At 52.1% G+C, this 23,312-nt stretch carries 19 protein-coding genes, 1 tRNA gene and 1 pseudogene; 7 read left to right on the forward strand and 14 right to left on the reverse strand.

Annotated features, from left to right (window positions below; translation table 11 throughout):
• Window positions 1–41 precede the first annotated feature (41 nt).
• The 4 genes from purK to ppiB all read right to left on the reverse strand — a co-directional run bounded on the left by purK (window position 42) and on the right by ppiB (window position 2,951).
• A complete protein-coding gene (gene purK, locus BEG40_RS00605) occupies window positions 42–1,109 on the reverse strand; it encodes a 5-(carboxyamino)imidazole ribonucleotide synthase (RefSeq protein WP_105284701.1) in 1,068 nt (355 codons plus the stop codon).
• A complete protein-coding gene (gene purE, locus BEG40_RS00610; protein ID WP_001295318.1) occupies window positions 1,106–1,615 on the reverse strand; it encodes a 5-(carboxyamino)imidazole ribonucleotide mutase in 510 nt (169 codons plus the stop codon). The genes purK and purE overlap by 4 nt, the downstream gene beginning before the upstream one ends.
• Before the next feature lie 116 nt (window positions 1,616–1,731).
• Window positions 1,732–2,454: a UDP-2,3-diacylglucosamine diphosphatase gene (lpxH, locus tag BEG40_RS00620; RefSeq protein WP_105284702.1), complete on the reverse strand. Its 723-nt coding sequence runs from the start codon at window positions 2,452–2,454 to the stop codon at window positions 1,732–1,734.
• A gap of 2 nt (window positions 2,455–2,456) precedes the next feature.
• Window positions 2,457–2,951, reverse strand: a complete 495-nt coding sequence (ppiB, locus tag BEG40_RS00625; RefSeq protein WP_000256002.1) for a peptidylprolyl isomerase B — start codon at window positions 2,949–2,951, stop codon at window positions 2,457–2,459.
• Window positions 2,952–3,124: 173 nt separating this feature from the next.
• Between ppiB and cysS the strand changes: the two genes are divergently transcribed.
• Window positions 3,125–4,510 (forward strand): cysteine--tRNA ligase, encoded by a 1,386-nt coding sequence (gene cysS / locus BEG40_RS00630; RefSeq protein ID WP_000912345.1) that lies wholly within the window; start codon window positions 3,125–3,127, stop codon window positions 4,508–4,510.
• A gap of 35 nt (window positions 4,511–4,545) precedes the next feature.
• Here cysS and BEG40_RS00635 read toward each other — a convergent pair whose 3' ends face one another.
• From BEG40_RS00635 to folD, 3 genes are all read right to left on the reverse strand, one after another.
• The gene (locus BEG40_RS00635; protein ID WP_105284703.1) at window positions 4,546–5,067 is read right to left on the reverse strand and encodes a metal-dependent hydrolase; all 522 of its coding nucleotides are present in this window, start codon (window positions 5,065–5,067) and stop codon (window positions 4,546–4,548) included.
• Window positions 5,068–5,175: 108 nt separating this feature from the next.
• A complete protein-coding gene (gene ybcJ, locus BEG40_RS00640) occupies window positions 5,176–5,388 on the reverse strand; it encodes a ribosome-associated protein YbcJ (protein ID WP_000190295.1) in 213 nt (70 codons plus the stop codon).
• Between the two features lies 1 nt (window position 5,389).
• Window positions 5,390–6,256, reverse strand: coding sequence for a bifunctional methylenetetrahydrofolate dehydrogenase/methenyltetrahydrofolate cyclohydrolase FolD (folD, locus tag BEG40_RS00645; RefSeq protein ID WP_000729175.1), 867 nt, complete (start codon window positions 6,254–6,256; stop codon window positions 5,390–5,392).
• Window positions 6,257–6,516: 260 nt separating this feature from the next.
• On the opposite strand from folD, the gene BEG40_RS00650 reads away from it, so the two are divergent.
• Window positions 6,517–6,593, forward strand: a tRNA-Arg gene (locus BEG40_RS00650).
• A 15-nt stretch (window positions 6,594–6,608) separates the two neighbouring features.
• Here BEG40_RS00650 and BEG40_RS00655 read toward each other — a convergent pair.
• Window positions 6,609–6,767 (reverse strand): annotated as a pseudogene (locus tag BEG40_RS00655) (integrase); the annotation flags it as partial.
• A 94-nt stretch (window positions 6,768–6,861) separates the two neighbouring features.
• On the opposite strand from BEG40_RS00655, the gene emrE reads away from it, so the two are divergent.
• Window positions 6,862–7,194: a multidrug efflux SMR transporter EmrE gene (emrE, locus tag BEG40_RS00660; protein WP_001070440.1), complete on the forward strand. Its 333-nt coding sequence runs from the start codon at window positions 6,862–6,864 to the stop codon at window positions 7,192–7,194.
• A 396-nt stretch (window positions 7,195–7,590) separates the two neighbouring features.
• Here the strand turns inward: emrE and BEG40_RS00665 are convergent, their stop codons facing one another.
• From BEG40_RS00665 to cusR, 6 genes are all read right to left on the reverse strand, one after another.
• Window positions 7,591–8,268, reverse strand: a complete 678-nt coding sequence (locus BEG40_RS00665; RefSeq protein WP_000987172.1) for a hypothetical protein — start codon at window positions 8,266–8,268, stop codon at window positions 7,591–7,593.
• A 321-nt stretch (window positions 8,269–8,589) separates the two neighbouring features.
• Complete coding sequence (locus BEG40_RS00670) at window positions 8,590–9,480, reverse strand: DUF4434 family protein (protein ID WP_105284704.1); 891 nt, start codon at window positions 9,478–9,480, stop codon at window positions 8,590–8,592.
• Window positions 9,481–12,453 carry a bacteriophage adsorption protein NfrA gene (gene nfrA / locus BEG40_RS00675; RefSeq protein WP_105284705.1) on the reverse strand — a complete coding sequence of 991 codons (2,973 nt, stop codon included), beginning with the start codon at window positions 12,451–12,453 and terminating at the stop codon, window positions 9,481–9,483. It abuts the gene before it with no gap.
• Window positions 12,440–14,677, reverse strand: coding sequence for a cyclic di-3',5'-guanylate-activated glycosyltransferase NfrB (nfrB, locus tag BEG40_RS00680; RefSeq protein WP_105284706.1), 2,238 nt, complete (start codon window positions 14,675–14,677; stop codon window positions 12,440–12,442). Before nfrB ends, nfrA begins: the two co-directional genes overlap by 14 nt.
• 149 nt (window positions 14,678–14,826) lie before the next feature.
• Window positions 14,827–16,269, reverse strand: coding sequence for a Cu(+)/Ag(+) sensor histidine kinase CusS (gene cusS / locus BEG40_RS00685; protein ID WP_105284707.1), 1,443 nt, complete (start codon window positions 16,267–16,269; stop codon window positions 14,827–14,829).
• Window positions 16,259–16,942, reverse strand: a complete 684-nt coding sequence (gene cusR, locus BEG40_RS00690) for a copper response regulator transcription factor CusR (RefSeq protein WP_000770939.1) — start codon at window positions 16,940–16,942, stop codon at window positions 16,259–16,261. The genes cusS and cusR overlap by 11 nt, the downstream gene beginning before the upstream one ends.
• Before the next feature lie 156 nt (window positions 16,943–17,098).
• Between cusR and cusC the strand changes: the two genes are divergently transcribed.
• From cusC to cusA, 4 genes are read left to right on the forward strand one after another with little or no spacing between them, the layout of a single operon-like run.
• A complete protein-coding gene (gene cusC / locus BEG40_RS00695; protein ID WP_105284708.1) occupies window positions 17,099–18,481 on the forward strand; it encodes a Cu(+)/Ag(+) efflux RND transporter outer membrane channel CusC in 1,383 nt (460 codons plus the stop codon).
• Between the two features lie 23 nt (window positions 18,482–18,504).
• Window positions 18,505–18,837, forward strand: a complete 333-nt coding sequence (gene cusF, locus BEG40_RS00700) for a Cu(+)/Ag(+) efflux RND transporter periplasmic metallochaperone CusF (protein WP_000709873.1) — start codon at window positions 18,505–18,507, stop codon at window positions 18,835–18,837.
• Window positions 18,838–18,852: 15 nt separating this feature from the next.
• Window positions 18,853–20,076: a Cu(+)/Ag(+) efflux RND transporter periplasmic adaptor subunit CusB gene (gene cusB, locus BEG40_RS00705; protein WP_000717129.1), complete on the forward strand. Its 1,224-nt coding sequence runs from the start codon at window positions 18,853–18,855 to the stop codon at window positions 20,074–20,076.
• 11 nt (window positions 20,077–20,087) lie between these two features.
• On the forward strand, window positions 20,088–23,231 hold the full coding sequence (gene cusA / locus BEG40_RS00710; protein WP_105284709.1) for a Cu(+)/Ag(+) efflux RND transporter permease subunit CusA: 3,144 nt from the start codon (window positions 20,088–20,090) through the stop codon (window positions 23,229–23,231).
• The last annotated feature ends 81 nt before the right edge of the window (window positions 23,232–23,312 follow it).

The raw sequence follows: 23,312 nt of genomic DNA on the forward strand, positions 1-23,312 counted from the left end.
AAGGCGTTCACGCCGCATCCGGCAAGAAAATGAGTACCTGATTAACTGAACTTGCTCTGCGCCCAAATCACGCCGCTGGCATACTCCGGCGGCAGCAGCGGGATTAAGGCTTCCAGCGTCGCGGTCAGACGCGATGTGTCGCTGTCGGTCAAATTCAGATGCCCCACTTTACGCCCCGGACGGACTTCTTTGTCGTACCAGTGCAGGTGCACCAGCGGCAGTTTCAGCCAGTCATAATTCACATCGCTACCAATCAGGTTGATCATCACCGACGGGCTATTCACCACTGGTTGCGGTAACGGCAGATCGGTAATTGCCCGCAGATGCAGCTCAAACTGGCTGATGCTGGCACCGTTTTGCGTCCAGTGACCGCTGTTATGCACACGCGGTGCCAGTTCGTTGATCAACAGACCTTGTGGGGTGACAAAACACTCCATCGCCATCACGCCTACATAGCCCAGCTCCTGCATAATCGCTGACAGCATCTCTTCGGCCTGCGCCTGTTGCTGTGCGTTGGCCTGCGGGAAAGCGACGCTGGTGCGCAAAATACCGTCCTGATGCAGGTTATGCGTCAGCGGATAAAACACCGTGCTGCCGTCAAAGCCACGCGCGCCAACCAGCGACACTTCACCAGAGAAGTTAATGCCTTGCTCGACAATACATTCGCCGTAGCATTCAGCCGGTAACTGATCGGTTTCATCGGCGCGTAAACGCCATTGACCGCGACCGTCATAGCCACCAGTGCGACGCTTAACAATCGCCAGTTCACCTAAACGATCAAACACCGCAGGCCACTCGCTGCGATCGGCAAGTAACTGCCACGGCGCGGTCGGCAGGTGGAGCTTGTCGAAAAGCTGCTTCTGAGTCAGACGGTCGGCAATAATCGGGAACACATCGCGGTTCACAAAGGCCGGATGGCGCGCCAGCTCGCGGGTTAATGCAGTTTCCGGCCAGCGTTCGATCTCAGCGGTAATCACGCTTTGTTGAAAAGGCACCGCCGCAGGTTCAGCGTCCAGCCCGACCGGCCAGACAGCAATGCCTAACGGTTCGCCTGCCTGACGCAGCATACGGCCTAACTGCCCGTTACCGAGGACGCAAACCTGTTTCATGCCGCACCTCGCGGGTCCGGGTTTTCCAGCACTTCGTCGGTCTGGGCTTTACGCCAGTCATTCAGACGCTGGTGCAGTTCTTTATCATGAGTCGCAAGAATTTGTGCTGCCAGTAACGCCGCGTTTGCCGCGCCAGCTTTACCAATCGCCAGCGTACCCACTGGAATGCCGCGCGGCATTTGTACGATGGAGTAGAGACTATCGACACCGCTCAGTGCGGCGCTCTGTACTGGCACGCCCAGCACTGGCACCAGCGTTTTCGCGGCAATCATGCCTGGCAGATGCGCTGCGCCGCCTGCGCCCGCAATAATCACCTGATAACCGTTCTCTTCGGCGCTTTCGGCGAAGCTGAACAATTTATCGGGGGTGCGGTGAGCAGAAACCACTTCAACGTGGTGCGGGACATTCAGGATTTCGAAGATTTCGGCGGCGAACTGCATGGTAGCCCAGTCGCTTTTGGACCCCATCACGATGGCGACACGCGCCGGATTATTGCGGGAAGACATGCGTCTAAAAACTCCTGTGGTGCACAACTCTCGGCTTTAGAGGGCACAGAGAATAGCACGGAAAGAGAGCAAGGAAAACGGTTGCGTGGCTGTGGAATCAGCAAACTTGTGCGTTATTAAAACGGGAAATGGATTAGCTCAACGTCATCCGCCGTGACTTTCACCATCGAACCTTCGGTATGCCAGGCACCCAGCACGACGCGGAAAGCAGGTTGCTGATTGGCGATGAATTCATGCACCGCCGGGCGATGGGTATGCCCGTGGATCAGCCATTGCACCTGATGCTTTTCCATTGCACTGACCACCGCGTTTTGGTTAACGTCCATGATCGCCAGCGATTTACTGCTGTTGGCTTCTTTGCTGTTCGCTCGCATTCGCGCGGCAATGCGTTTGCGCACAAACAACGGCAGGGCGAGGAACAGTGTTTGCAGCCAGGGTTTGTGGACTTTGGCGCGAAAAGCCTGATAACCCGCATCATCGGTGCACAGCGTGTCGCCATGCATAATCAGCACCCGACGACCATAAAGTTCGAGCACCTTTTCTTCCGGCAATAACGTCATGCCGCTTTCACGGGCAAAGCGTTTGCCGAGCAGAAAATCACGGTTGCCATGAATGAAATAACAGGGAACGCCGGAATCGGATACCGCTTTGATTGCTGCCGCAATCTGGCGATGGAGTGGGTTGGGATCGTCGTCGCCAATCCATGCTTCAAACAGATCGCCAAGAATATATAGCGCGTCGGCCTTGCGGGCTTCTCCCGCTAAAAAACGCAGAAAACCGGCGGTGATCGCCGGTTCTTCCACGCAGAGATGAAGGTCTGCAATAAAGAGTGTCGCCACGATTACTCGCTAACGGTCACGCTTTCAATGATGACGTCTTCTTTTGGCACGTCCTGGTGCATACCGCTACGACCGGTTGCAACACCTTTGATTTTGTCTACCACGTCCATGCCTTCAACCACTTCAGCAAACACGCAGTAGCCCCAACCTTGCAGGCTTTCGCCAGAGAAGTTCAGGAAGTCGTTATCAACCACGTTGATGAAGAACTGTGCAGTTGCAGAGTGCGGAGCCTGAGTACGGGCCATTGCCAGCGTACCACGGGTATTTTTCAGGCCGTTGTTGGCTTCGTTTTTGATCGGTTCTTTGGTGGCTTTTTGTTTCATGCCCGGTTCAAAACCGCCGCCCTGAATCATAAAACCGTTGATAACACGGTGGAAAATGGTGTTGTTGTAAAAACCTTCGCGGCAGTAGTCCAGGAAGTTTTTAACTGTTTCAGGTGCTTTATCGTCAAAAGTTTTGATGACAATATCGCCGTGATTGGTGTGGAAAGTAACCATTTTTGCATCCTGTTCCGTTTGATTGGTGCTTCAACCCGGTTCGGGTCATATATAGGGTGGTGTTATAGCATAACCGCACGATCGGATCATCACGCAATGTATGCTGATTCGCGCGGGAAATATGGGTATTATACGCAACTCAATTACCCACACATGTCTAAACGGAATCTTCGATGCTAAAAATCTTCAATACTCTGACACGCCAAAAAGAGGAATTTAAGCCTATTCACGCCGGGGAAGTCGGCATGTACGTGTGTGGAATCACCGTTTACGATCTCTGTCATATCGGTCACGGGCGTACCTTTGTTGCTTTTGACGTGGTTGCACGCTATCTGCGTTTCCTCGGCTATAAGCTGAAGTATGTGCGCAACATTACCGATATCGACGACAAAATCATCAAACGCGCCAATGAAAATGGCGAAAGCTTTGTGGCGCTGGTGGATCGCATGATCGCCGAAATGCACAAAGATTTTGATGCTTTGAACATTCTGCGCCCGGATATGGAGCCACGCGCGACGCACCATATCGCAGAAATTATTGAACTCACTGAGCAACTGATCGCCAAAGGTCACGCTTATGTGGCGGACAACGGCGACGTGATGTTCGACGTACCGACCGATCCAACTTATGGCGTGCTGTCGCGTCAGGATCTTGACCAGCTGCAGGCAGGCGCGCGCGTTGACGTGGTCGACGACAAACGCAACCCGATGGACTTCGTTCTGTGGAAGATGTCTAAAGAGGGCGAACCAAGCTGGCCGTCTCCGTGGGGCGCGGGTCGTCCAGGCTGGCACATTGAGTGTTCAGCAATGAACTGCAAACAGTTGGGTAACCACTTTGATATCCATGGCGGCGGTTCTGACCTGATGTTCCCGCACCACGAGAACGAAATTGCCCAGTCCACCTGTGCGCATGATGGTCAGTATGTAAACTACTGGATGCACTCCGGCATGGTGATGGTTGACCGCGAGAAGATGTCGAAATCGCTGGGTAACTTCTTCACTGTGCGCGATGTGCTGAAATACTACGACGCGGAAACCGTGCGTTACTTCTTAATGTCCGGTCACTATCGCAGCCAGTTGAACTACAGCGAAGAGAACCTGAAGCAGGCGCGTGCGGCGCTGGAGCGTCTCTACACTGCGCTGCGCGGCACAGACAAAACTGTTGCACCTGCCGGTGGCGAAGCGTTTGAAGCGCGCTTTATTGAGGCGATGGACGACGATTTCAACACCCCGGAAGCCTATTCCGTGCTGTTTGATATGGCGCGTGAAGTGAACCGCCTGAAAGCAGAAGATATGGCAGCGGCGAACGCAATGGCGTCTCATCTGCGTAAACTTTCTGCCGTGCTGGGTCTGCTGGAGCAAGAACCGGAAGCGTTCCTGCAAAGCGGCGCGCAGGCAGACGACAGCGAAGTGGCTGAGATTGAAGCGTTAATTCAACAGCGTCTGGATGCCCGTAAAGCGAAAGACTGGGCGGCAGCAGATGCGGCGCGTGACCGTCTTAACGAGATGGGGATCGTGCTGGAAGATGGTCCGCAAGGAACCACCTGGCGTCGTAAGTAATTACTCTATTGCCGGATGCGAGTTCTCGCATCCGGTTATCGCCTGCGCCACCACAGCATTCCCATCAGCACCATTCCCGGCAACCACACCCACATCAATTCAGAAATAATCACCTGATGCCCGTACGGCGTGGTGTAACGAGACAATGCAAACGGCGCGACTTTAATCACCTGCCAGGGAGCGAAAAAGCGTTCATCTGACCACGGCCACAGCCAACCAACCCCTTTACCGCCAGTGGTTACCGAATCCAGCAAGCTGTGCGATAGCAACGAGACGGTTAAAAATAGCCAGCAGCGCATCATCCCAGCCCTGAACCATCGACGCCCAATAAGTACGCATAGCAACGGGACAACAAACGCAAATACCAGCGAATGGGTAAATCCGCGATGACCAAAAACATTGCCGTAAGCAACGCCAAATTTAAACGACAATACGTCGGCATCAGGCAGCATCGCCAGGACGATTCCGGCAAATAATAGGCGCGGAGGGATGACTTTCGAACCCAACCCTAAACCAATGCAAAGGGGAACGGCGGCGTGCGTAATAACGGTTGGCATGATGGTCGCTTCGGCAAAATATCGACGCTATCAGCATGGATGAAAGCGTCGAAGAGGGCAAAGGTCTGAAAAGAGAATCGGCCTGCATACGGGCAGGCCGAAGTGGGATCAGGCAACAACCTGTACGCTGTGACCTGCAAAACTCACTGTCTGACCGGCGACGATTTTGCAACGTTTGCGCGTTTCAACCGCGCCGTCGACTTTCACCTGACCTTCGGCGATCACGATTTTCGCCTGCGCGCCGCTTTCGCTCCAGCCTTCCAGTTTCAGCAAGTCGCACAGCTCAACGTGCGGATGTTTACCTAAAGAAAATGTCGCCATGTTACTCACCCTGTGGATCATGATATTCAACGCACGCCTGTAGCGTGTTTTCAATCAGCGTGGCAACCGTCATCGGGCCAACGCCGCCGGGAACGGGCGTAATGTAAGAAGCGCGCTTAGCCGCTTCTTCAAACACTACGTCGCCCACAACTTTGCCATTTTCCAGACGGTTGATGCCGACATCAATCACAATTGCGCCTTCTTTGATCCAGTCACCTGGAATAAAGCCCGGCTTGCCGACGGCAACGATCAACAGATCGGCATTTTCTACGTGATGACGCAGATTTTTGGTGAAGCGGTGAGTCACGGTGGTGGTGCAACCTGCCAGCAGCAGTTCCATGCTCATCGGGCGACCGACGATATTTGATGCGCCAATCACCACAGCATTAAGACCAAAGGTATCAATGTTGTAACGCTCAAGCAGCGTGACGATACCGCGCGGAGTGCAAGGACGCAGACGCGGCGCGCGCTGGCACAGACGACCGACGTTATAAGGATGGAAACCGTCTACGTCTTTGTCCGGGTGAATACGTTCCAGCACTTTGATGTAGTCAATTCCCGCCGGAAGCGGCAACTGCACCAGAATGCCGTCAATGGTGTTGTCGGCGTTCAGTGCATCGATAAGCTCAAGCAGTTCTGCTTCAGTGGTGGTTTCCGGGAGGTCATAGGAGCGGGAGACGAACCCGACTTCTTCACAAGCCTTGCGTTTGCTTGCGACATAAATTTGCGATGCAGGGTTGCTACCCACCAGCACAACGGCCAGTCCTGGCGCTCGCAGTCCGGCCGCAACGCGCGCCTGAACTTTTTGAGCAACTTCAGAGCGCACCTGCTGCGCAATCGTTTTACCGTCAATAATCTTTGCTGCCATCAGAGAGAGGATTCCATCTGTTACGTAGGTCGAAGGGGATGCGTCTATTTTGTCAGAAGCGGGGCGCGCTGTCAGTTTTCGTTTTCTGAAAAGTAAAACCTTCTGTACCTGGCGATAATGATAACCGTCGTTGGTTTGCCGCTGTAGCGAGGTAAATCAGATGCGGTCGTACACTTGTTCAGCAACCGGTTCAAAAGCCATTGACTCAGCAAGGGTTGACCGTATAATTCACGCGACTACACACACATTGTGGTATCAATGCGCCCTTAGCTCAGTTGGATAGAGCAACGACCTTCTAAGTCGTGGGCCGCAGGTTCGAATCCTGCAGGGCGCGCCATTAAAATTCAATTAGTTACGCCTTCTTTATTTCCTCCATAATTTCACAGTGGGGCATCATCCCAAAGATGTCGTCTGTTTTCCTTGCGTGCTTCGTCAAATGATTAGGTGCAAGGTGAGTATATCTATGCACCATTTCTATGGATTCCCATCCGCCCATTTCCTGAAGCACTGATGAAGAACATCAATGAATGCACCAGAATGAATCCGGTGAGTTAAGTTCAAACTGTAGTACAATTCTCTTCGGTATTAACAGGAAAGAATATGCTATGAACCCTTATATTTATCTTGGTGGCGCAATACTTGCAGAGGTCATTGGTACAACCTTAATGAAGTTTTCAGAGGGTTTTACACGGTTATGGCCCTCTGTTGGTACAATTATTTGTTACTGTGCATCATTCTGGTTATTAGCTCAGACGCTGGCTTATATTCCTACAGGGATTGCTTATGCTATCTGGTCAGGAGTCGGTATCGTCCTGATTAGTTTACTGTCCTGGGGATTTTTCGGCCAACGGTTGGATCTGCCAGCCATTATAGGCATGATGTTGATTTGTGCCGGAGTGTTGGTAATTAACTTATTGTCACGAAGCGCACCACATTAAAAATAATTTCTTTTGAATCGAGTGAAATATGGCAGCCCGTATGTTTATACGGGCTGCTTTTTTATAGTGCGGGTAAATTTTTTTTGGCAAGTGGAGCAGGGGGATTACCACATTTGCGTTTTGAACAGTAGCAATAAAGTTTTCGGTGAGAAATGCCACCAGTATTTTGTGATGAAACGGATATTGGCGGTATAGGTGGGTATTTGATATCGAGAGTTGATAGTTTATAGAAAAATAAAAATGAAATATTAAGTTTGTTTATTTTTAACCTTCGTACACATCGCTGATAAAATGAGAACCACCCGCTGAACGGGTGGTTATGCGTAAGTTTAATTTTATAATTTCAGTGAATGTTTACGCTGTAATAATACAAATGATAGTGGACAAAAAGCACAATCAGTTGATCGATTCACCGTAGGATGCGACTGCCTGAGCGGTGTCTCCCCCGCTCAATACCTGTCTGACTCCATCATTTTTCAGCCAATAATAAGTATTATTTTCTTTATTAAAAGCGTAAATTCTACAAATACCGCCAATCTCATTATTTGTATTCCATCCACTATTAGCTACATTGCCCCACTCCTGGTAAAGACCTGCGTTAACTTCTCGCGAAATAATATGACCTGAATTATGATCATTATAATCGTAACTATCGATATCCTGTGCTTCAGGAAATTCTCCGTTCATGCTCTCAATCCATGGTAAAATCTTTTGAATTGAATCATAAGTTTCAATACTGTATTTAAAAAAACGCTTAACAGTAAAAATATAAATACCGGCAACTTTGTTCGTTGATTTATCAGTGGCGAAAATAGCAAAAATCTTCCCAATACACTTTTCGTCAACGCCAGGAAAAGTCACTGTGCCATCTTGACTGACCGCCAGAACATTATTGTCTGCATCAGTGCTACAGCTCCATTTTACTTTGCCATTATTAACTGGGTCATTATCAATAACCATCTTAAAGGTGGCACCTGGAAACAAGCAGTTAGGAAAATGGTAACCATTCTTCATATCATTGTTAATATCATAGATATGGTTGTCAACTAAAACGCCTGTAATTTTACTCATCATTAACTCTCTTTGTTTGTTAAATAAAAGGGTTTATTCCTGTGTAAAGGAATATACTGATGTTAATACAATCAATGAATAATTGTTCTTATTTACAGGTTATATAGTGGCATGAATATGATTATATAATGCCTCTGAGTAGTGGCTGCACCGGTTATTTGTGTCACTGCTATCTTCTTATTGGCTATGCAGGTCGTAGTGGGGCAAAACCGAGACGCATAAAATGCGTTGAAAAAAGAGAATCTGCTAAACAATTAATACAAACAGGATTCTGATTAGGAAAGTGAAAAGGAAGGGAGCAAGCAAAGTTGCTCCCTTAAACAATTAATATTCGAGGATGCCACGCGCGACGGGCAAATAGCGCAGGGAGAAATAGAGCAAGTCCTTGCCGCAGGAGGAGCGTTTTGCTAATAGTGAGGCGATCTCCGCATCTGGTTTTGGTTTAGCTTCAAACGTTTTACCTTTGCCCGCGACAAACAATTCATAAACAATGCCGCTGGCGGGCGAGGCAATCTGGCAATCTGCACTGGCTTGCAGATAACGTTCGCGCTGCCCGGCGGTGAGTTTATCCACGCCGCTGCCATCCTGTACCCAGACATTAACGCTGGTTGCTTTAACTTGTTCCAGCAGTTGGCGATAGCCATCGGGCGACATGTTTCCGGCGAAAAAACTACTGACATAAATCGGTTTTGCCAAAACATCACTAAGCAGTCGCTGAGTATTATTTAACCATTTCAGCAATGGCTGGCGGGCGGCTTCGCTGCGCCAGTTCAAATCGTCAATTTCCGCACTGATGTACCAGCCATCCGGCGTTACGCCCGGTGCGGCGCTCCATAATCTGGCTTGCTGGAGATCGGCCGCCAGCAGGCGATTAAGATAGCTTTCCAGCGCCACAGATGACTGCTTCTGATGCATAAAAAATTCCGGATCGGCATTCAGGCCAACAATCAGCTTCAGGCCAGCGTGCTGCGCTGCCGCTGCACGTCTGAACAATAATGCACGCTCTTCTGGCTGGGTGAATGCATCGCCGTAACGGGTCCATTGCAAAACCAGAGTATCGAAGCCCTGCAAACGTAACTGGCTCATCAGCCCCTGCCACTGGGCGTCGGTGACCTGACTGTCACGATTTTGCGGTTGCCAGATGATACCTTTCATCGCAAAGGAAAAAGGGCTGACCAGCAGCAGTGTCAGCATTACGAAAATTAACTTACGCATTTACCAGTGCACTCCAATGGTGAGAAACGCGTTGTTGCGCTCCCCGCTACGTTGATTAATCGCCTTAAAGGTATGCTGATATTCGACGCCGAGACTGACTTTGTGCGGCCAGGCATCATAGTGCGTCTCGCCGGTCCAGATATTCCAGCGCACGCCAACACCGCCAAGCTGCGCGCCCTGAGTGCCTTTATCACGATAGCCGTTGTCCTGAACGTGAGCGTAAGGCTCAATGGTTTGTCCGTTCGCCACCTTCTGATGCCAGCTCACGCGATAATCTGCCGTCCACGCCTGAATATCCTGGCGGACATATTGCGCCGCATCGAGATACAGGTTTTGGGCAAACCAGCCTGAACCGTTCGGGTGCCACTCGTCGCTGTATTTGCCGCCGTTAAAGAACGAGGCACTGGCGCGCAGCATGGTATCGGAGGCGCCATTTTGCCCGTTCAGCGGCAACTGCTGTTCAACGGCGAGGAAAAAGATTTGGTCGCGCAGGGGCTTCCAGCGCAGGCCGGTGCCGGACATCGGATTTTTCACCGGCATTGCTACACCGTTTTCTCCGGTATCGGCAAATACACGGCTGTAAACCGAAAGCAGGTCGCCTTCCAGCAGCATATTGCGCCCGATGCGGTACTCGGCTTCCAGTTGCGCGTAGCTACGATAACTTTTCCCTGGCGCAGCGCCGCCAACATTGTTGTTAGCGGTACTCATCGCCCCGGAACGCAAGCCGATGGAAGAATCGAAACTGAACGTCCAGCGGCGACCGACATCTTCATGCAGACGGCGGAAATTGAAACGTTGCTGATTTTGCTCTGGCGTCAGTGGGGTTATTAGCGCCTGGTTATCAATATCATCAATTACCAGCCGGGCGTACTGTTGTGTTGCAGGCATATCATCCAGACGCTGGTTCACGTAGGCCAGTTGTCGGATCAGTGCCGGATCGTCCGGCAATCCTTTATGCGCCTGTTCCAGCATTTCCCGCGATTGCGCGATATCACCGCTATCCCACAAGGCGTAACCGAGCGCCGCCTGGGTATTGCTGTTATTGGGTTCCAGTTCCAGAGCGGCGCGCAAATCGCTCACCGCCGCTGAGACATTATGACGTTGGCGATAAATCGTCGCCCGCGCAACGTAAGCGTTAGCAGAAGGTGCAATGTTAATTGAGCGTGTGAGATCGTTCAGTGCGAGTTCCGGCTGACCAGGAATATAACGTTGTGCATGTAGCCACCAGTACAGCGCATTGTTTCCCAGCCCGCGTTGTTCTGCTTGTTGCAGCCAGCGATCGCGAGCCGCGCCATTTCCTGCCGCCTGAGCGGTATTGGCGGCAGCAAGTAGATCTTCATTGCTCATGTCGTGAAGGCTGATTTTCTGCCAGGCCGCCAGTGCGGTGTTGTAGTCTTCCACCTGGTATGCCTGATAAGCCACCGCGCGATGTTGCCAGGCATTCGGTTGCCGTTGTTCTGCCTGAAGCCATGCATACAACGCCACGCCGGGTAGCGTGTCCCGATAACACTTCGCCAGACGGTTCCAGGCCGCAGCATCGTAGGAAGGCGACATATCGCCCAGCAAGCGGACTATCGCCGGGCAATTATCTGCAATCCCCGGTAACTGGCTTTGCCACTGACGCTGCTCCGCCAGCGGTAAGGGTTTCGATAAAATCGCCACTTTTGCCGGGGTCGCCAGGTAAGGATGCTTTTCCAACAGCGAAGCCAGTCGCGCCATTAAAGTATGGCTGACGGTTGCATCCCCCTGGAAAGGGTAGCGTTGCAGCAACAAATCGGCGGCTTCGCGTGACTGTCCGTTCTGTATCAGTTGCCAGGTCAGTTGATCCAGACGGGTAAGATTTGCCGGTTCTTGCTGATACAGTAACCGCGCCAGACGCAGAGCTTCAGCCTTGTTACGAGTCGCCACGCTGACGGCATAACGCTCCTCAAGCATTTCATTGGCGGGAAGGGTAGCGAGCAGTTTTTGCGCTGCGTCGTACTGACCTTCTTTTAATAGCACCGGTAGCGTCGCGCCAACAACATACTGGCGGTTATCGGCAAACTGTACCGTGTGATTCGCCAACGCTTGCACCGGGTTGTCACTGTATTTTGATAACAGATAGAGCCAGCTTTTCTCTTGTGTGTCCGTGGTAAACAGCGGCTTATTTTCAGCGAGATAACGCTGGAGACGTGCTTTTTCGCCACGATAAGCCAGAGCGGTCGCGTAAGTAATATACGACTGTGGATCGGTGAAGATCCCCACTGATTGCAGCGCCAGGATCCGATCATCCAATTGCCCGGCAAGAAGCACATCAAACCACTGGCGGCGCTCTGCCGCGCTTAATCTATTCTGCTGGCGTGCTTCATTGTATAGCGTATCTGCCTGGGACCATTGTTTCAGGTAGATTGCCCGTTGCAGCAGATCGGTACGCAACGTTTTTCCTTCCGGCGATGCGGCAAACGTTGCATCGTTCAGTTGCGCTCTGGCGACAGGCAACTGTGCCAGTCGCAGGGCATTCTGCCCGACTTCACTGCGACAACGCAGGGTCGGCACAGCATCGCACGCCTTTTGCTGAGCCTGCAGTTCTTCAACGGTATTAACGGTTTTGACTTCTACTGGAATTGCCGCGAGATTGCGTTCAAGGCGGGCATCGCCAGGATGACGTTTCAGTTGATCCTCAAGCAACAGCCGCGCGCGATCATCATGACCAAAATGGCGATAGGCTTCTGCCAGATATAACGTCAACGGAATATTATCCGGCACCTGCTGATGAATATATTCAAATTCGCGGATGGCGGTTTTTTCGTCGTTATTTTTCTGTGCCTTCAGCGCCTTATCGAGACGGGGATAAATAACAAAATGGCGATAGTCGCTCAGCCCCAGCTCTTCTGCGCTGGTGCCGATATTGTCTGCGAGTGCGCTGGTACTCAATAAAGACGTCAGCAGTAAACCAGACCATCCGATGACGCGATTAAGGTTATTTTCCTTCATTTTCGGACTCCAGCTCCGCAACCTGTTCTGTGGTTAAACCTGCTTTGAGTAATAATGATTGCATCGAAACTTGTAATTCGCGTTGAATTGTCAGGACGCGATTCAGCGTTTCCTGGCTAATAACGCCTTCGGTGACCAAAAATTTACCGAGCGGCAGTGAGCTGCGTTCATGGCGCAATAACAACACGTTAATTGCAGAACGATTAATATGGCCGAGCGTGGTCAGTATTTCGGCGAACAGGAACTGATGCGGTACATATTGCTGCCAGATGTCGCTGGCCTGCTGTTCAGTGAGCCATTGCTGCTGAACCGCATTGTGCAACATTGCTCGTGGGTCATAACCGCGACGACGCGCATACCAGTGACGTAAACCGGTGACGATTTGCCCGCGCAGAACAATGACGTAACGCACCTTGCGTCCGACCTTACGTGTCAGAGCCGCCAGTGAAACAGGATCGATACCATCTTCGCTGCCGACAATTAACTCATCATTTTCCAGACGCAGCGGCAGCACCGCATAATGTAGCGCCACGGACGCAGGCATTTCGGCAATCAGCGAGGAAGGGATCTGCCAGGCATCGATCGATTCCCACGCCACGCCGTTTTGCTCCGCCAGTGCCTGCGCCAGTTGCTCGGCGCTAATCAATCCCTGCATCAGCATCGAACCGCCGAGGCGTAGACCTTCAACACGATTACGCAGTGCTGTATCGAGTTGCTCTTCAGTGATGACCTGATTTTCCAGCAGGATTTGACCTAACGGGCGCAACGAACGGGTGTCGCCAGTCACGCTGGGGAAATCATGCGTCGTTTTATCCCACGCGACGCGACGTGGATCACCGTGTTGAAGTACCTGTTTCAACGCGCGCCAGTTGGCCATAAAGTTAATCAGGTTGCCCCAGAATAGCCGCAGGACGGAGAGTAAGCCTTGCGTCAGGCCGTAGTAGCCGGTGACAAAAATCACCCGTTGCACAATGCGGTTGATCATCAAGCCAAAGTTTAGCCACAGCAGGGTCATCAACCATGCGCTGCCGCTGAAAATAGAAAGAAAATGCCAGGCGTCGGAGCACAAACTTTCATACGCCATCAACAGCAGAAGCTGGAGCATCACCAGCATCGCGAGGAAGCTGACAAAGTTACTGATTGCCCCTTTGCGGTCGCGCCAGAGAAAGTAGTTCAGCGTCAGACTGGAGGTCCATTTGTGGGTTTTAAAGCCCTGGAAAACAATGCCGATGATCCAGCGAGACTTTTGTCGAACCGCAGTTGAAAATGTGTCGGGGAAATATTCGCGCACGCAGATCATGTTTGACGTCCGCGCGTGCTGTAAAAATTTACGCTGTTCGCGCTCTTTGGCTTCGTCCACCACCGGAAAACGGACAAAAATTTCCGTCATACCTTTCTCTTTCAGGCGGAAACCAATGTCGTAATCTTCAGTAAGACTCTGCACGTCGAAAGCAATGCCGTCACCGTCAGCTAACAGTGCGGTCACGGCGCGGCGGCTGAAACAGGTGCCGACGCCTGCGCTGGGCACTTGTCCGGCGAGGGCTTCACGCACCGGAACATCTTTGCCATGCAGTTCTGAAAACTCATCAATATAGGTCATGCTGGTGAAGTGCGTCCATTCGCGTTCGAATGGGTATACCGGGATCTGAATCAGATCTTTTCGCTCGACCAGATAGTTGAACAGACGCAATTCCATCGGTGAAATCACGTCTTCGGCATCATGCAGAATAAAACCAGCAAAAGCGAAATTGGCGCTACGCTCAAACTGGGTGATGGCGTCCAGCACGTTGTTCAGACAGTCAGCTTTACTGGTAGGGCCAGGACGCGCGCAAACCACCTTGTGCACATTCGGAAAGCGAGCGCACACTTCGTCAACATCACGCTGAGTATCGGGGTCGTTGGGGTAAGTGCCGACAAAGATATGATAGTTTTCGTAGTCGAGCGTGGTTGCCGCCAGCTCGGCCATATTGCCGATGACGCCAGTTTCATTCCACGCCGGAACCATAATCGCTAAGGGTTTTTCATCCGGCTTATACAGTTCGCGGTAACTCATTCGCGGGTAGCGGCGATAAACACTCAACTTGCGTTTAATGCGGCGTACCCAGTAGACGACATCAATAAAAAAATCGTCCAGCCCGCTGATGAACATTATGACCGCTAACGTTATCGCGATTACTTTTAAGCCGTAGAGCCAGGTAGCAAAAACATCAAGAAGCCAGTCCACACAAAAACCTTACATTAACGCTGGTTATGTTTAGGGTGGCGTATATTAAGGTTTTTTATGAATTGTGACAGCTTTTTACCATTAATAGGTATGACTATTGCGGCACGTTATTTTTACACTGGTTATAAAAGTTGCCGTTTGCTGAATAATTAAGCGGGTAATGTGATAATAAATCTTGTCCCCCGCGCATCTGACGTTACTGCAACCGTGCCTTTATGCGCGACAACAATTGATTTCACTATCGCCAGACCAATGCCGCTACCTTCGCCTTTTCTCTGGCGGGAAGGGTCAACGCGGTAGAAACGGTCAAACAATCGCGGTAAGTGTTCGGGCGCAATGGGCATACCGGGGTTTTCGACGGTAACTTGCACCTGGTGATCGACCGTCTGGCAGCGCACAACAATTGCCTCTCCGGACGGCGTATAACGCAGGGCGTTCGAAAGCAGGTTGCTTAACGCCCGACGCAACATCAGCGGATCGCCCGCAACCTGACACTCGTCACCAACAAACCGCAACCCCACGCCGCGATCTTCTGCTAACGCCTCGAAAAAATCGAACACTTTGCCGACTTCATCCGCCAGGTTGAGCATTTTCTTTTCGGGGATTAGCTGGTTGTTATCGGCCTGAGCGAGAAACAGCATATCGCTGACCATTTTCGCCATTCGCGTCAGCTCTTCGAGATTAGAGTAGAGCACATCTTCCAGCTCCTTCTGGCTGCGCGACTGGCTGAGGGCGATTTCTGTTTGCGTAATGAGATTTGTAATTGGTGTGCGAATTTCGTGGGCGATATCCGCTGAGAAATTGGACTGGCGGGTAAAGACATCCTCAATACGCTCGATCATATGGTTGAACGACAGTACCAGCTGTTCCAGCTCAATGGGCACGGTCTGCGGGTTGAGGCGAACGTCGAGATCTTTCGAGGTGATATTCTGGATTTGACGGCTGACGCTGCGGATCGGCGCGTGACCTTTATGTACCGCCAACAGCACGATGAAGACGATCAGGATGCTGATGATCGATGCGGTCATAATAAGTTTATTCATCAAATCATTAATGTAATGAAGATGAAAATCGATCGAAAGTGCGATGTAGAGCGTATAAATCGGTTTGCCGTCCACCAACGGGCCAACCGGCAAGCTAATCATCCGCCAGTTGCTGTGTTCCATATGCCCGTGACCGTGGCCTGGCATCATAATCGTCGGGCCGGAAAGGAGATACACCTCGCCGCCCCGCGCGTCTTTATCGGGTATGGCGTCACGCGTAAACTCGCGGATATCGGGCGCGCCGGGGGAGTGATACACCGTTTTACCGTGGCTATCTGCCAGAGAAATCAATACGTTGGAATAACCACTGACAATATCTTCCAGCGTCATTAAGCGTCGGGCTTGCGTCTCTTCAGGATGATTAAGAACGCGCTTGAGCGTGGCGCTAATCTCTTTTAAATCATTAATATCCTGCTCGGCAAAATGCACCTTTACCGAGTGGATCATGATCCACGCGAAGGCGAAAAATGCCGCGATGGTGGCAAGGCTGATAAAAAAGGTCAGGCGGGTTGCCAGCGAAAACGGGCGCTGAAACGGCTTATTGGCCATCCGGCACCTCAAGCATATAGCCCACGCCGCGCACGGTCTGAATTAGCTTCGGCTCAAAGTCGTTGTCGATTTTGCCTCTCAGCCGCTTCACTGCCACATCAATGGCGTTGGTGTCGCTGTCAAAATTCATGTCCCACACCTGTGAGGCGATAAGCGAGCGGGGCAGCACTTCGCCCTGATGGCGGAGAAAAAATTCCAGCAGAGTAAACTCTTTACTGGTCAAAGTGATGCGCGTGCCGCTGCGGGTGACTTTGCGGCTGACGAGATCGACCATCAGGTCGGCAACCTGAAACTGACTTTCGACAATTACCGCCGCCCCGCGCCGCAGTAAAGTGCGCACCCGCGCCAGCAGTTCAGCAAAAGCGAACGGCTTCACCAGGTAGTCATCCGCTCCCAGCTCCAGCCCCTTGACACGATGTTCAATCGTACCCAGCGCGCTGAGCAGCAGAATCGGCATCCCTTTGTTGGCAGAACGCAACATGCGCACGATATCCCAGCCGTTCACGTCCGGCAGCATAATATCGAGGATTATCAGATCATAATCACCGGTCATCGCCAGATGGTAGCCATTCAACCCGTTGTCGGCCAAATCGACTACAAAACCGGCTTCGGTTAACCCTTTGGTCAAGTATTCTCCGGTTTTCTTTTCATCTTCGACAATCAACAGTTTCATATTTCCTCCGCATGTTGCCCGGGCAATTCTAGAGGAGCGGGATCAGATGGCAATCGCTTATTGGCAAAATGACAATTTTGTCATTTTCCTGTCACCGGAAAATCAGAGCCTGGAGGGTAAAGTTGGCGGCATAAAATCACCAGAAATTATGCGCCTATGTCTTCTTGTAAACTCCTGACACTTTGTGTAGCCCTTGCACTAACCGGTTGTTCACTGGCGCCGGATTATCAGCGTCCGGCAATGCCTGTGCCGCAACAGTTCTCACTCAGCCAGAACGGCCTGGTTAACGCGGCAGATAACTACCAGAACGCGGGCTGGCGCACCTTTTTTGTTGATAATCAACTGAAGACGTTGATTAGCGAGGCGCTGGTGAATAACCGGGATTTGCGCATGGCGACCCTGAAAGTGCAGGAGGCGCGGGCGCAATATCGTCTGACCGATGCCGACCGTTACCCGCAACTCAATGGCGATGGCAGCGGCAGCTGGAGCGGCAATCTTAAAGGCGATTCAGCCACGACTAGGGAGTTTTCGACTGGCCTTAACGCCAGCTTTGACCTCGATTTTTTCGGTCGCTTAAAGAACATGAGCGAAGCCGAGCGACAAAATTATTTAGCCACTGAGGAAGCTCAGCGCGCGGTGCATATTCTGCTGGTTTCTAATGTCGCGCAAAGCTATTTCAATCAGCAACTGGCTTATGCGCAATTGCAAATAGCCGAAGAAACGCTGCGTAATTATCAGCAGTCATATGCGTTTGTCGAAAAACAACTGTTAACCGGCAGCAGCAATGTTCTGGCGCTGGAACAGGCTCGCGGGGTGATTGAAAGTACCCGCAGCGATATCGCTAAACGTCAGGGGGAACTGGCGCAGGCGAATAATGCATTGCAACTGTTACTGGGAAGCTACGGCAAGCTGCCGCAAGCGCAGACAGCGGGTAGCGACAGCCTGCAAAGCGTTAAATTACCGGCGGGCTTGTCGTCGCAAATCTTGTTGCAGCGCCCGGATATTATGGAAGCTGAACACGCGTTAATGGCGGCTAATGCCAATATTGGCGCTGCACGCGCGACATTTTTCCCGTCTATCAGTCTGACCAGCGGAATCTCAACCGCCAGCAGCGATCTCTCATCATTATTTAACGCCAGCAGCGGAATGTGGAATTTTATTCCCAAAATTGAGATCCCCATTTTTAATGCCGGGCGTAACCAGGCCAATCTGGATATCGCTGAAATTCGCCAGCAGCAGTCGGTGGTGAATTATGAACAAAAAATCCAGAATGCCTTTAAAGAAGTGGTAGATGCGCTGGCGTTACGTCAAAGCCTGAATGATCAAATTAGCGCCCAACAGCGTTATCTGGCGTCGCTGCAAATTACCCTGCAACGGGCACGGGCATTATATCAGCACGGCGCAGTCAGTTATCTGGAAGTGCTGGATGCCGAACGTTCTTTATTTGCTACCCGACAAACCTTACTCGACCTGAATTATGCCCGTCAGGTTAATGAAATTTCTTTATATACCGCACTGGGTGGCGGTTGGCAGCAATAATTTTTAACTCCAGGAGAGAATAAATGAAAAAAGCACTGCAAGTCGCAATGTTCAGTCTGTTTACTGTTATTGGTTTTAATGCCCAGGCTAACGAACATCATCATGAAACCATGAGCGAAGCACAACCGCAGGTGATTAGCGCCACCGGTGTGGTAAAAGGTGTTGATCTGGAAAGCAAAAAAATCACCATCCACCACGATCCGATTGCCGCAGTGAACTGGCCGGAGATGACTATGCGCTTTACCATCACTCCGCAGACGAAAATGAGTGAAATTAAAACCGGCGACAAAGTGGCGTTTAATTTTGTCCAGCAGGGCAACCTTTCTTTATTACAGGATATTAAAGTCAGCCAGTAACCCAGGTTTAATTCAATGAAAAAAATCGCGCTTATTATCGGCAGCATGATCGCGGGCGGTATTATTTCTGCGGCAGGTTTTACCTGGTTTGCAAAGGCGGAACCGCCAGTGGAAAAAACGCCAACCGCAGAACGTAAAATCTTATTCTGGTACGACCCGATGTATCCCAATACGCGGTTCGATAAACCAGGTAAATCGCCGTTTATGGATATGGATCTGGTGCCGAAATATGCCGATGAAGAGAGTTCTGCGTCTGGTGTACGCATTGACCCGACCCAGACGCAGAATCTGGGGGTGAAAACGGCTACCGTCACGCGCGGGCCGCTGACTTTTGCCCAGAGTTTCCCGGCGAATGTCAGTTACAACGAGTATCAGTTTGCCATTGTGCAGGCTCGAGCCGCCGGATTTATTGACAAAGTTTATCCGCTCACGGTGGGCGATAAAGTGAAAAAGGGCGCGCCGCTTCTCGACCTGACCATTCCCGACTGGGTGGAAGCGCAGAGTGAGTATTTACTGCTGCGCGAAACCGGCGGTACGGCGACCCAGACCGAAGGTATTCTTGAACGCCTGCGGCTGGCGGGAATGCCGGAGGCCGATATTCGCCGCCTGATCGCCACGCAAAAAATCCAGACTCGCTTTACGCTCAAAGCGCCCATTGATGGCGTGATCACCGCGTTTGATCTGCGCGCGGGAATGAATATCGCCAAAGATAACGTGGTCGCGAAAATTCAGGGTATGGACCCGGTGTGGGTCACTGCCGCGATCCCGGAGTCCATCGCCTGGCTGGTGAAAGATGCCTCGCAGTTTACGCTCACCGTTCCGGCGCGACCCGATAAAACGCTCACCATCCGCAAATGGACGATGCTACCCGGCGTAGATGCCGCGACCCGCACTTTGCAACTGCGTCTGGAAGTCGACAACGCCGACGAGGCGCTAAAACCGGGAATGAACGCCTGGTTGCAACTCAACACCGCCAGCGAACCGATGCTGCTCATTCCGTCACAGGCGCTGATTGATACCGGCAGCGAACAGCGGGTGATTACCGTTGATGCCGACGGGCGCTTTGTACCGAAACGCGTTTCCGTTTTCCAGGCCTCGCAAGGCGTCACCGCGTTACGCTCAGGTCTGGCGGAAGGGGAAAAGGTGGTTTCCAGCGGCCTGTTCCTGATTGATTCTGAAGCCAATATTTCTGGCGCGCTGGAGCGGATGCGCTCTGAAAGTGCTACCCACGCGCATTGAGGGAATAACCAATGATTGAATGGATTATTCGTCGCTCGGTGGCGAACCGTTTTCTGGTGCTGATGGGCGCGTTGTTTTTGAGCATCTGGGGCACCTGGACCATCATTAACACGCCAGTGGATGCACTGCCGGATCTCTCTGATGTGCAGGTGATTATTAAAACCAGCTATCCCGGTCAGGCTCCGCAACTCGTTGAAAATCAGGTGACTTATCCACTGACTACCACCATGTTGTCGGTGCCTGGCGCGAAGACCGTGCGCGGTTTCTCGCAGTTTGGCGACTCTTATGTGTATGTCATTTTCGAAGATGGCACCGATCCATACTGGGCGCGCTCGCGGGTGCTGGAGTACCTCAACCAGGTGCAGGGTAAGCTGCCTGCAGGAGTCAGCGCCGAGCTGGGGCCAGACGCCACGGGTGTTGGCTGGATTTATGAATACGCGCTGGTGGATCGCAGCGGTAAGCACGATCTGGCCGATTTACGCTCATTGCAGGACTGGTTTCTCAAATATGAGCTAAAAACCATCCCTGACGTTGCGGAAGTGGCGTCGGTGGGCGGTGTGGTGAAAGAGTATCAGGTGGTTATCGATCCCCAGCGCCTGGCGCAATATGGCATCACACTCGCCGAAGTGAAAAGCGCGCTGGATGCCTCAAACCAGGAAGCGGGTGGTTCGTCGATTGAACTGGCGGAAGCGGAATATATGGTGCGCGCCAGCGGCTATCTGCAAACGCTCGACGACTTTAATCACATCGTTTTAAAAGCCAGTGAAAATGGCGTGCCCGTTTATTTGCGTGATGTTGCGAAAGTCCAGGTAGGGCCGGAAATGCGCCGGGGCATTGCGGAACTGAACGGCGAAGGCGAAGTCGCTGGCGGGGTGGTGATCCTGCGTTCCGGCAAAAATGCCCGTGAAGTGATCGCCGCCGTGAAGGACAAACTGGAAACGCTGAAAAGCAGTCTGCCGGAAGGCGTGGAGATAGTTACAACATACGATCGCAGCCAGCTCATTGACCGCGCCATCGACAACCTCAGCGGCAAGCTGCTGGAAGAGTTTATTGTGGTGGCGGTAGTCTGCGCGCTGTTTCTCTGGCATGTGCGCTCGGCGCTGGTGGCGATTATTTCGTTGCCGCTGGGGTTGTGTATTGCTTTTATTGTCATGCACTTCCAGGGGCTGAATGCCAATATTATGTCGCTGGGCGGTATTGCGATTGCCGTCGGGGCGATGGTCGATGCCGCTATCGTCATGATCGAGAATGCGCATAAACGGCTGGAAGAGTGGCAGCACCAGCATCCTGACGCCACGCTGGATAATAAAACGCGCTGGCAGGTGATTACCGATGCATCTGTTGAAGTGGGGCCGGCGCTTTTTATCAGTCTGCTGATTATCACGCTGTCGTTTATCCCAATCTTCACTCTGGAAGGGCAGGAAGGGCGTCTGTTTGATCCGCTGGCGTTCACCAAAACTTATGCCATGGCAGGCGCGGCGCTGCTGGCGATCGTGGTGATCCCCATTCTGATGGGCTACTGGATCCGTGGCAAAATTCCGCCAGAAAGCAGTAACCCGCTCAATCGTTTTTTGATTCGTATTTACCATCCGCTGTTGCTGAAAGTACTGCACTGGCCGAAAACCACGCTGCTGGTGGCGGCGCTTTCGGTGCTGACAGTTATCTGGCCGCTCAATAAAGTTGGCGGGGAATTTTTACCGCAGATCAATGAAGGCGACTTGTTGTATATGCCTTCGACGCTGCCGGGGATTTCCGCGTCGGAAGCAGCGAGTATGCTGCAAAAAACCGACAAGCTGATTATGAGCGTACCGGAAGTGGCGCGGGTGTTTGGCAAAACCGGGAAAGCGGAAACTGCCACCGACTCCGCTCCGCTGGAGATGGTAGAAACGACCATTCAGCTTAAGCCGCAGGATCAGTGGCGGCCTGGCATGACGATGGACAAAATCATCGAAGAGCTGGATAGCACCGTGCGACTACCGGGGCTGGCGAATCTGTGGGTGCCACCAATCCGTAACCGTATTGATATGCTTTCCACCGGCATTAAAAGCCCCATCGGCATTAAAGTGTCCGGCAATGTGCTGGCGGATATCGACGCGATGGCGGAGCAAATTGAAGACGTGGCGCGAACGGTGCCAGGCGTGGCTTCTGCTCTTGCCGAACGTCTGGAAGGTGGGCGCTATATCAATATTGAGATTAACCGTGAAAAAGCCGCGCGTTACGGTATGACGGTGGCGGATGTACAGTTGTTTGTGACATCTGCGGTGGGTGGGGCGATGGTTGGCGAAACGGTGGAAGGGATTGCCCGTTATCCAATTAATCTGCGTTATCCGCAAAGCTGGCGCGATAGCCCGCAGGCTCTGCGCCAGTTGCCGATTTTGACGCCGATGAAGCAGCAAATCACCCTGGCAGACGTGGCCGACGTTAACGTCTCCACCGGACCGTCGATGCTGAAAACCGAGAATGCGCGCCCGACGAGCTGGATTTATATCGACGCCCGCGATCGTGACATGGTGTCGGTGGTTCACGATCTGCAAAAAGCGATTGCCGAAAAAGTGCAGTTAAAACCGGGCACCAGCGTGGCATTCTCCGGGCAGTTCGAGCTACTGGAGCGCGCCAACCATAAGCTGAAACTCATGGTGCCGATGACGTTGATGATCATCTTCGTGCTGTTGTATTTGGCGTTCCGTCGGGTGGGCGAAGCGTTGCTGATTATCAGCAGCGTACCGTTTGCGCTGGTGGGCGGTATCTGGTTGCTGTGGTGGATGGGCTTTCATCTTTCCGTGGCGACGGGCACTGGCTTTATCGCCCTCGCCGGAGTCGCTGCCGAGTTTGGCGTGGTGATGCTGATGTATTTACGTCACGCCATAGAGGCAGAGCCGTCGCTGGATAATCCACAAACATTCAGCGAGCAGAAACTGGATGAGGCGTTGTATCACGGCGCGGTACTGCGCGTGCGCCCGAAAGCGATGACGGTGGCGGTGATTATCGCCGGTCTGCTGCCGATTCTGTGGGGAACGGGGGCGGGTTCCGAAGTGATGAGCCGTATCGCCGCGCCGATGATTGGCGGCATGATCACCGCACCTTTGCTGTCGCTGTTTATTATCCCGGCGGCGTATAAGCTGATGTGGTTGCATCGGCATCGGGTACGGAAATAAAAGCAGGATACCCGGTTTAACTGTGTGGATTGTGTCTTGCGACGACCAGCACTAAATGTTAAAAGGAGCCCCTCAATAAAA

Source organism: Escherichia sp. MOD1-EC5495, assembly GCF_002965965.1.
Classification (GTDB): Bacteria; Pseudomonadota; Gammaproteobacteria; order Enterobacterales; family Enterobacteriaceae; genus Escherichia; species Escherichia ruysiae.

Coding starts and splice junctions, on each gene's coding strand:
- emrE (WP_001070440.1), top strand. CDS start 6,862: ATGAACCCTTATATTTATCTTGGTGGCGCAATACTTGCAGAGGTCATT.
- ppiB (WP_000256002.1), bottom strand. CDS start 2,951: ATGGTTACTTTCCACACCAATCACGGCGATATTGTCATCAAAACTTTT.
- ybcJ (WP_000190295.1), bottom strand. CDS start 5,388: ATGGCGACATTTTCTTTAGGTAAACATCCGCACGTTGAGCTGTGCGAC.
- cusR (WP_000770939.1), bottom strand. CDS start 16,942: ATGAAACTGTTGATTGTCGAAGATGAAAAGAAAACCGGAGAATACTTG.
- purK (WP_105284701.1), bottom strand. CDS start 1,109: ATGAAACAGGTTTGCGTCCTCGGTAACGGGCAGTTAGGCCGTATGCTG.
- cusS (WP_105284707.1), bottom strand. CDS start 16,269: ATGGCCAATAAGCCGTTTCAGCGCCCGTTTTCGCTGGCAACCCGCCTG.
- BEG40_RS00670 (WP_105284704.1), bottom strand. CDS start 9,480: ATGCGTAAGTTAATTTTCGTAATGCTGACACTGCTGCTGGTCAGCCCT.
- cusC (WP_105284708.1), top strand. CDS start 17,099: ATGTCTTCTTGTAAACTCCTGACACTTTGTGTAGCCCTTGCACTAACC.
- nfrA (WP_105284705.1), bottom strand. CDS start 12,453: ATGAAGGAAAATAACCTTAATCGCGTCATCGGATGGTCTGGTTTACTG.
- cusF (WP_000709873.1), top strand. CDS start 18,505: ATGAAAAAAGCACTGCAAGTCGCAATGTTCAGTCTGTTTACTGTTATT.
- BEG40_RS00665 (WP_000987172.1), bottom strand. CDS start 8,268: ATGATGAGTAAAATTACAGGCGTTTTAGTTGACAACCATATCTATGAT.
- cysS (WP_000912345.1), top strand. CDS start 3,125: ATGCTAAAAATCTTCAATACTCTGACACGCCAAAAAGAGGAATTTAAG.
- BEG40_RS00635 (WP_105284703.1), bottom strand. CDS start 5,067: ATGCCAACCGTTATTACGCACGCCGCCGTTCCCCTTTGCATTGGTTTA.
- cusA (WP_105284709.1), top strand. CDS start 20,088: ATGATTGAATGGATTATTCGTCGCTCGGTGGCGAACCGTTTTCTGGTG.
- folD (WP_000729175.1), bottom strand. CDS start 6,256: ATGGCAGCAAAGATTATTGACGGTAAAACGATTGCGCAGCAGGTGCGC.
- cusB (WP_000717129.1), top strand. CDS start 18,853: ATGAAAAAAATCGCGCTTATTATCGGCAGCATGATCGCGGGCGGTATT.
- purE (WP_001295318.1), bottom strand. CDS start 1,615: ATGTCTTCCCGCAATAATCCGGCGCGTGTCGCCATCGTGATGGGGTCC.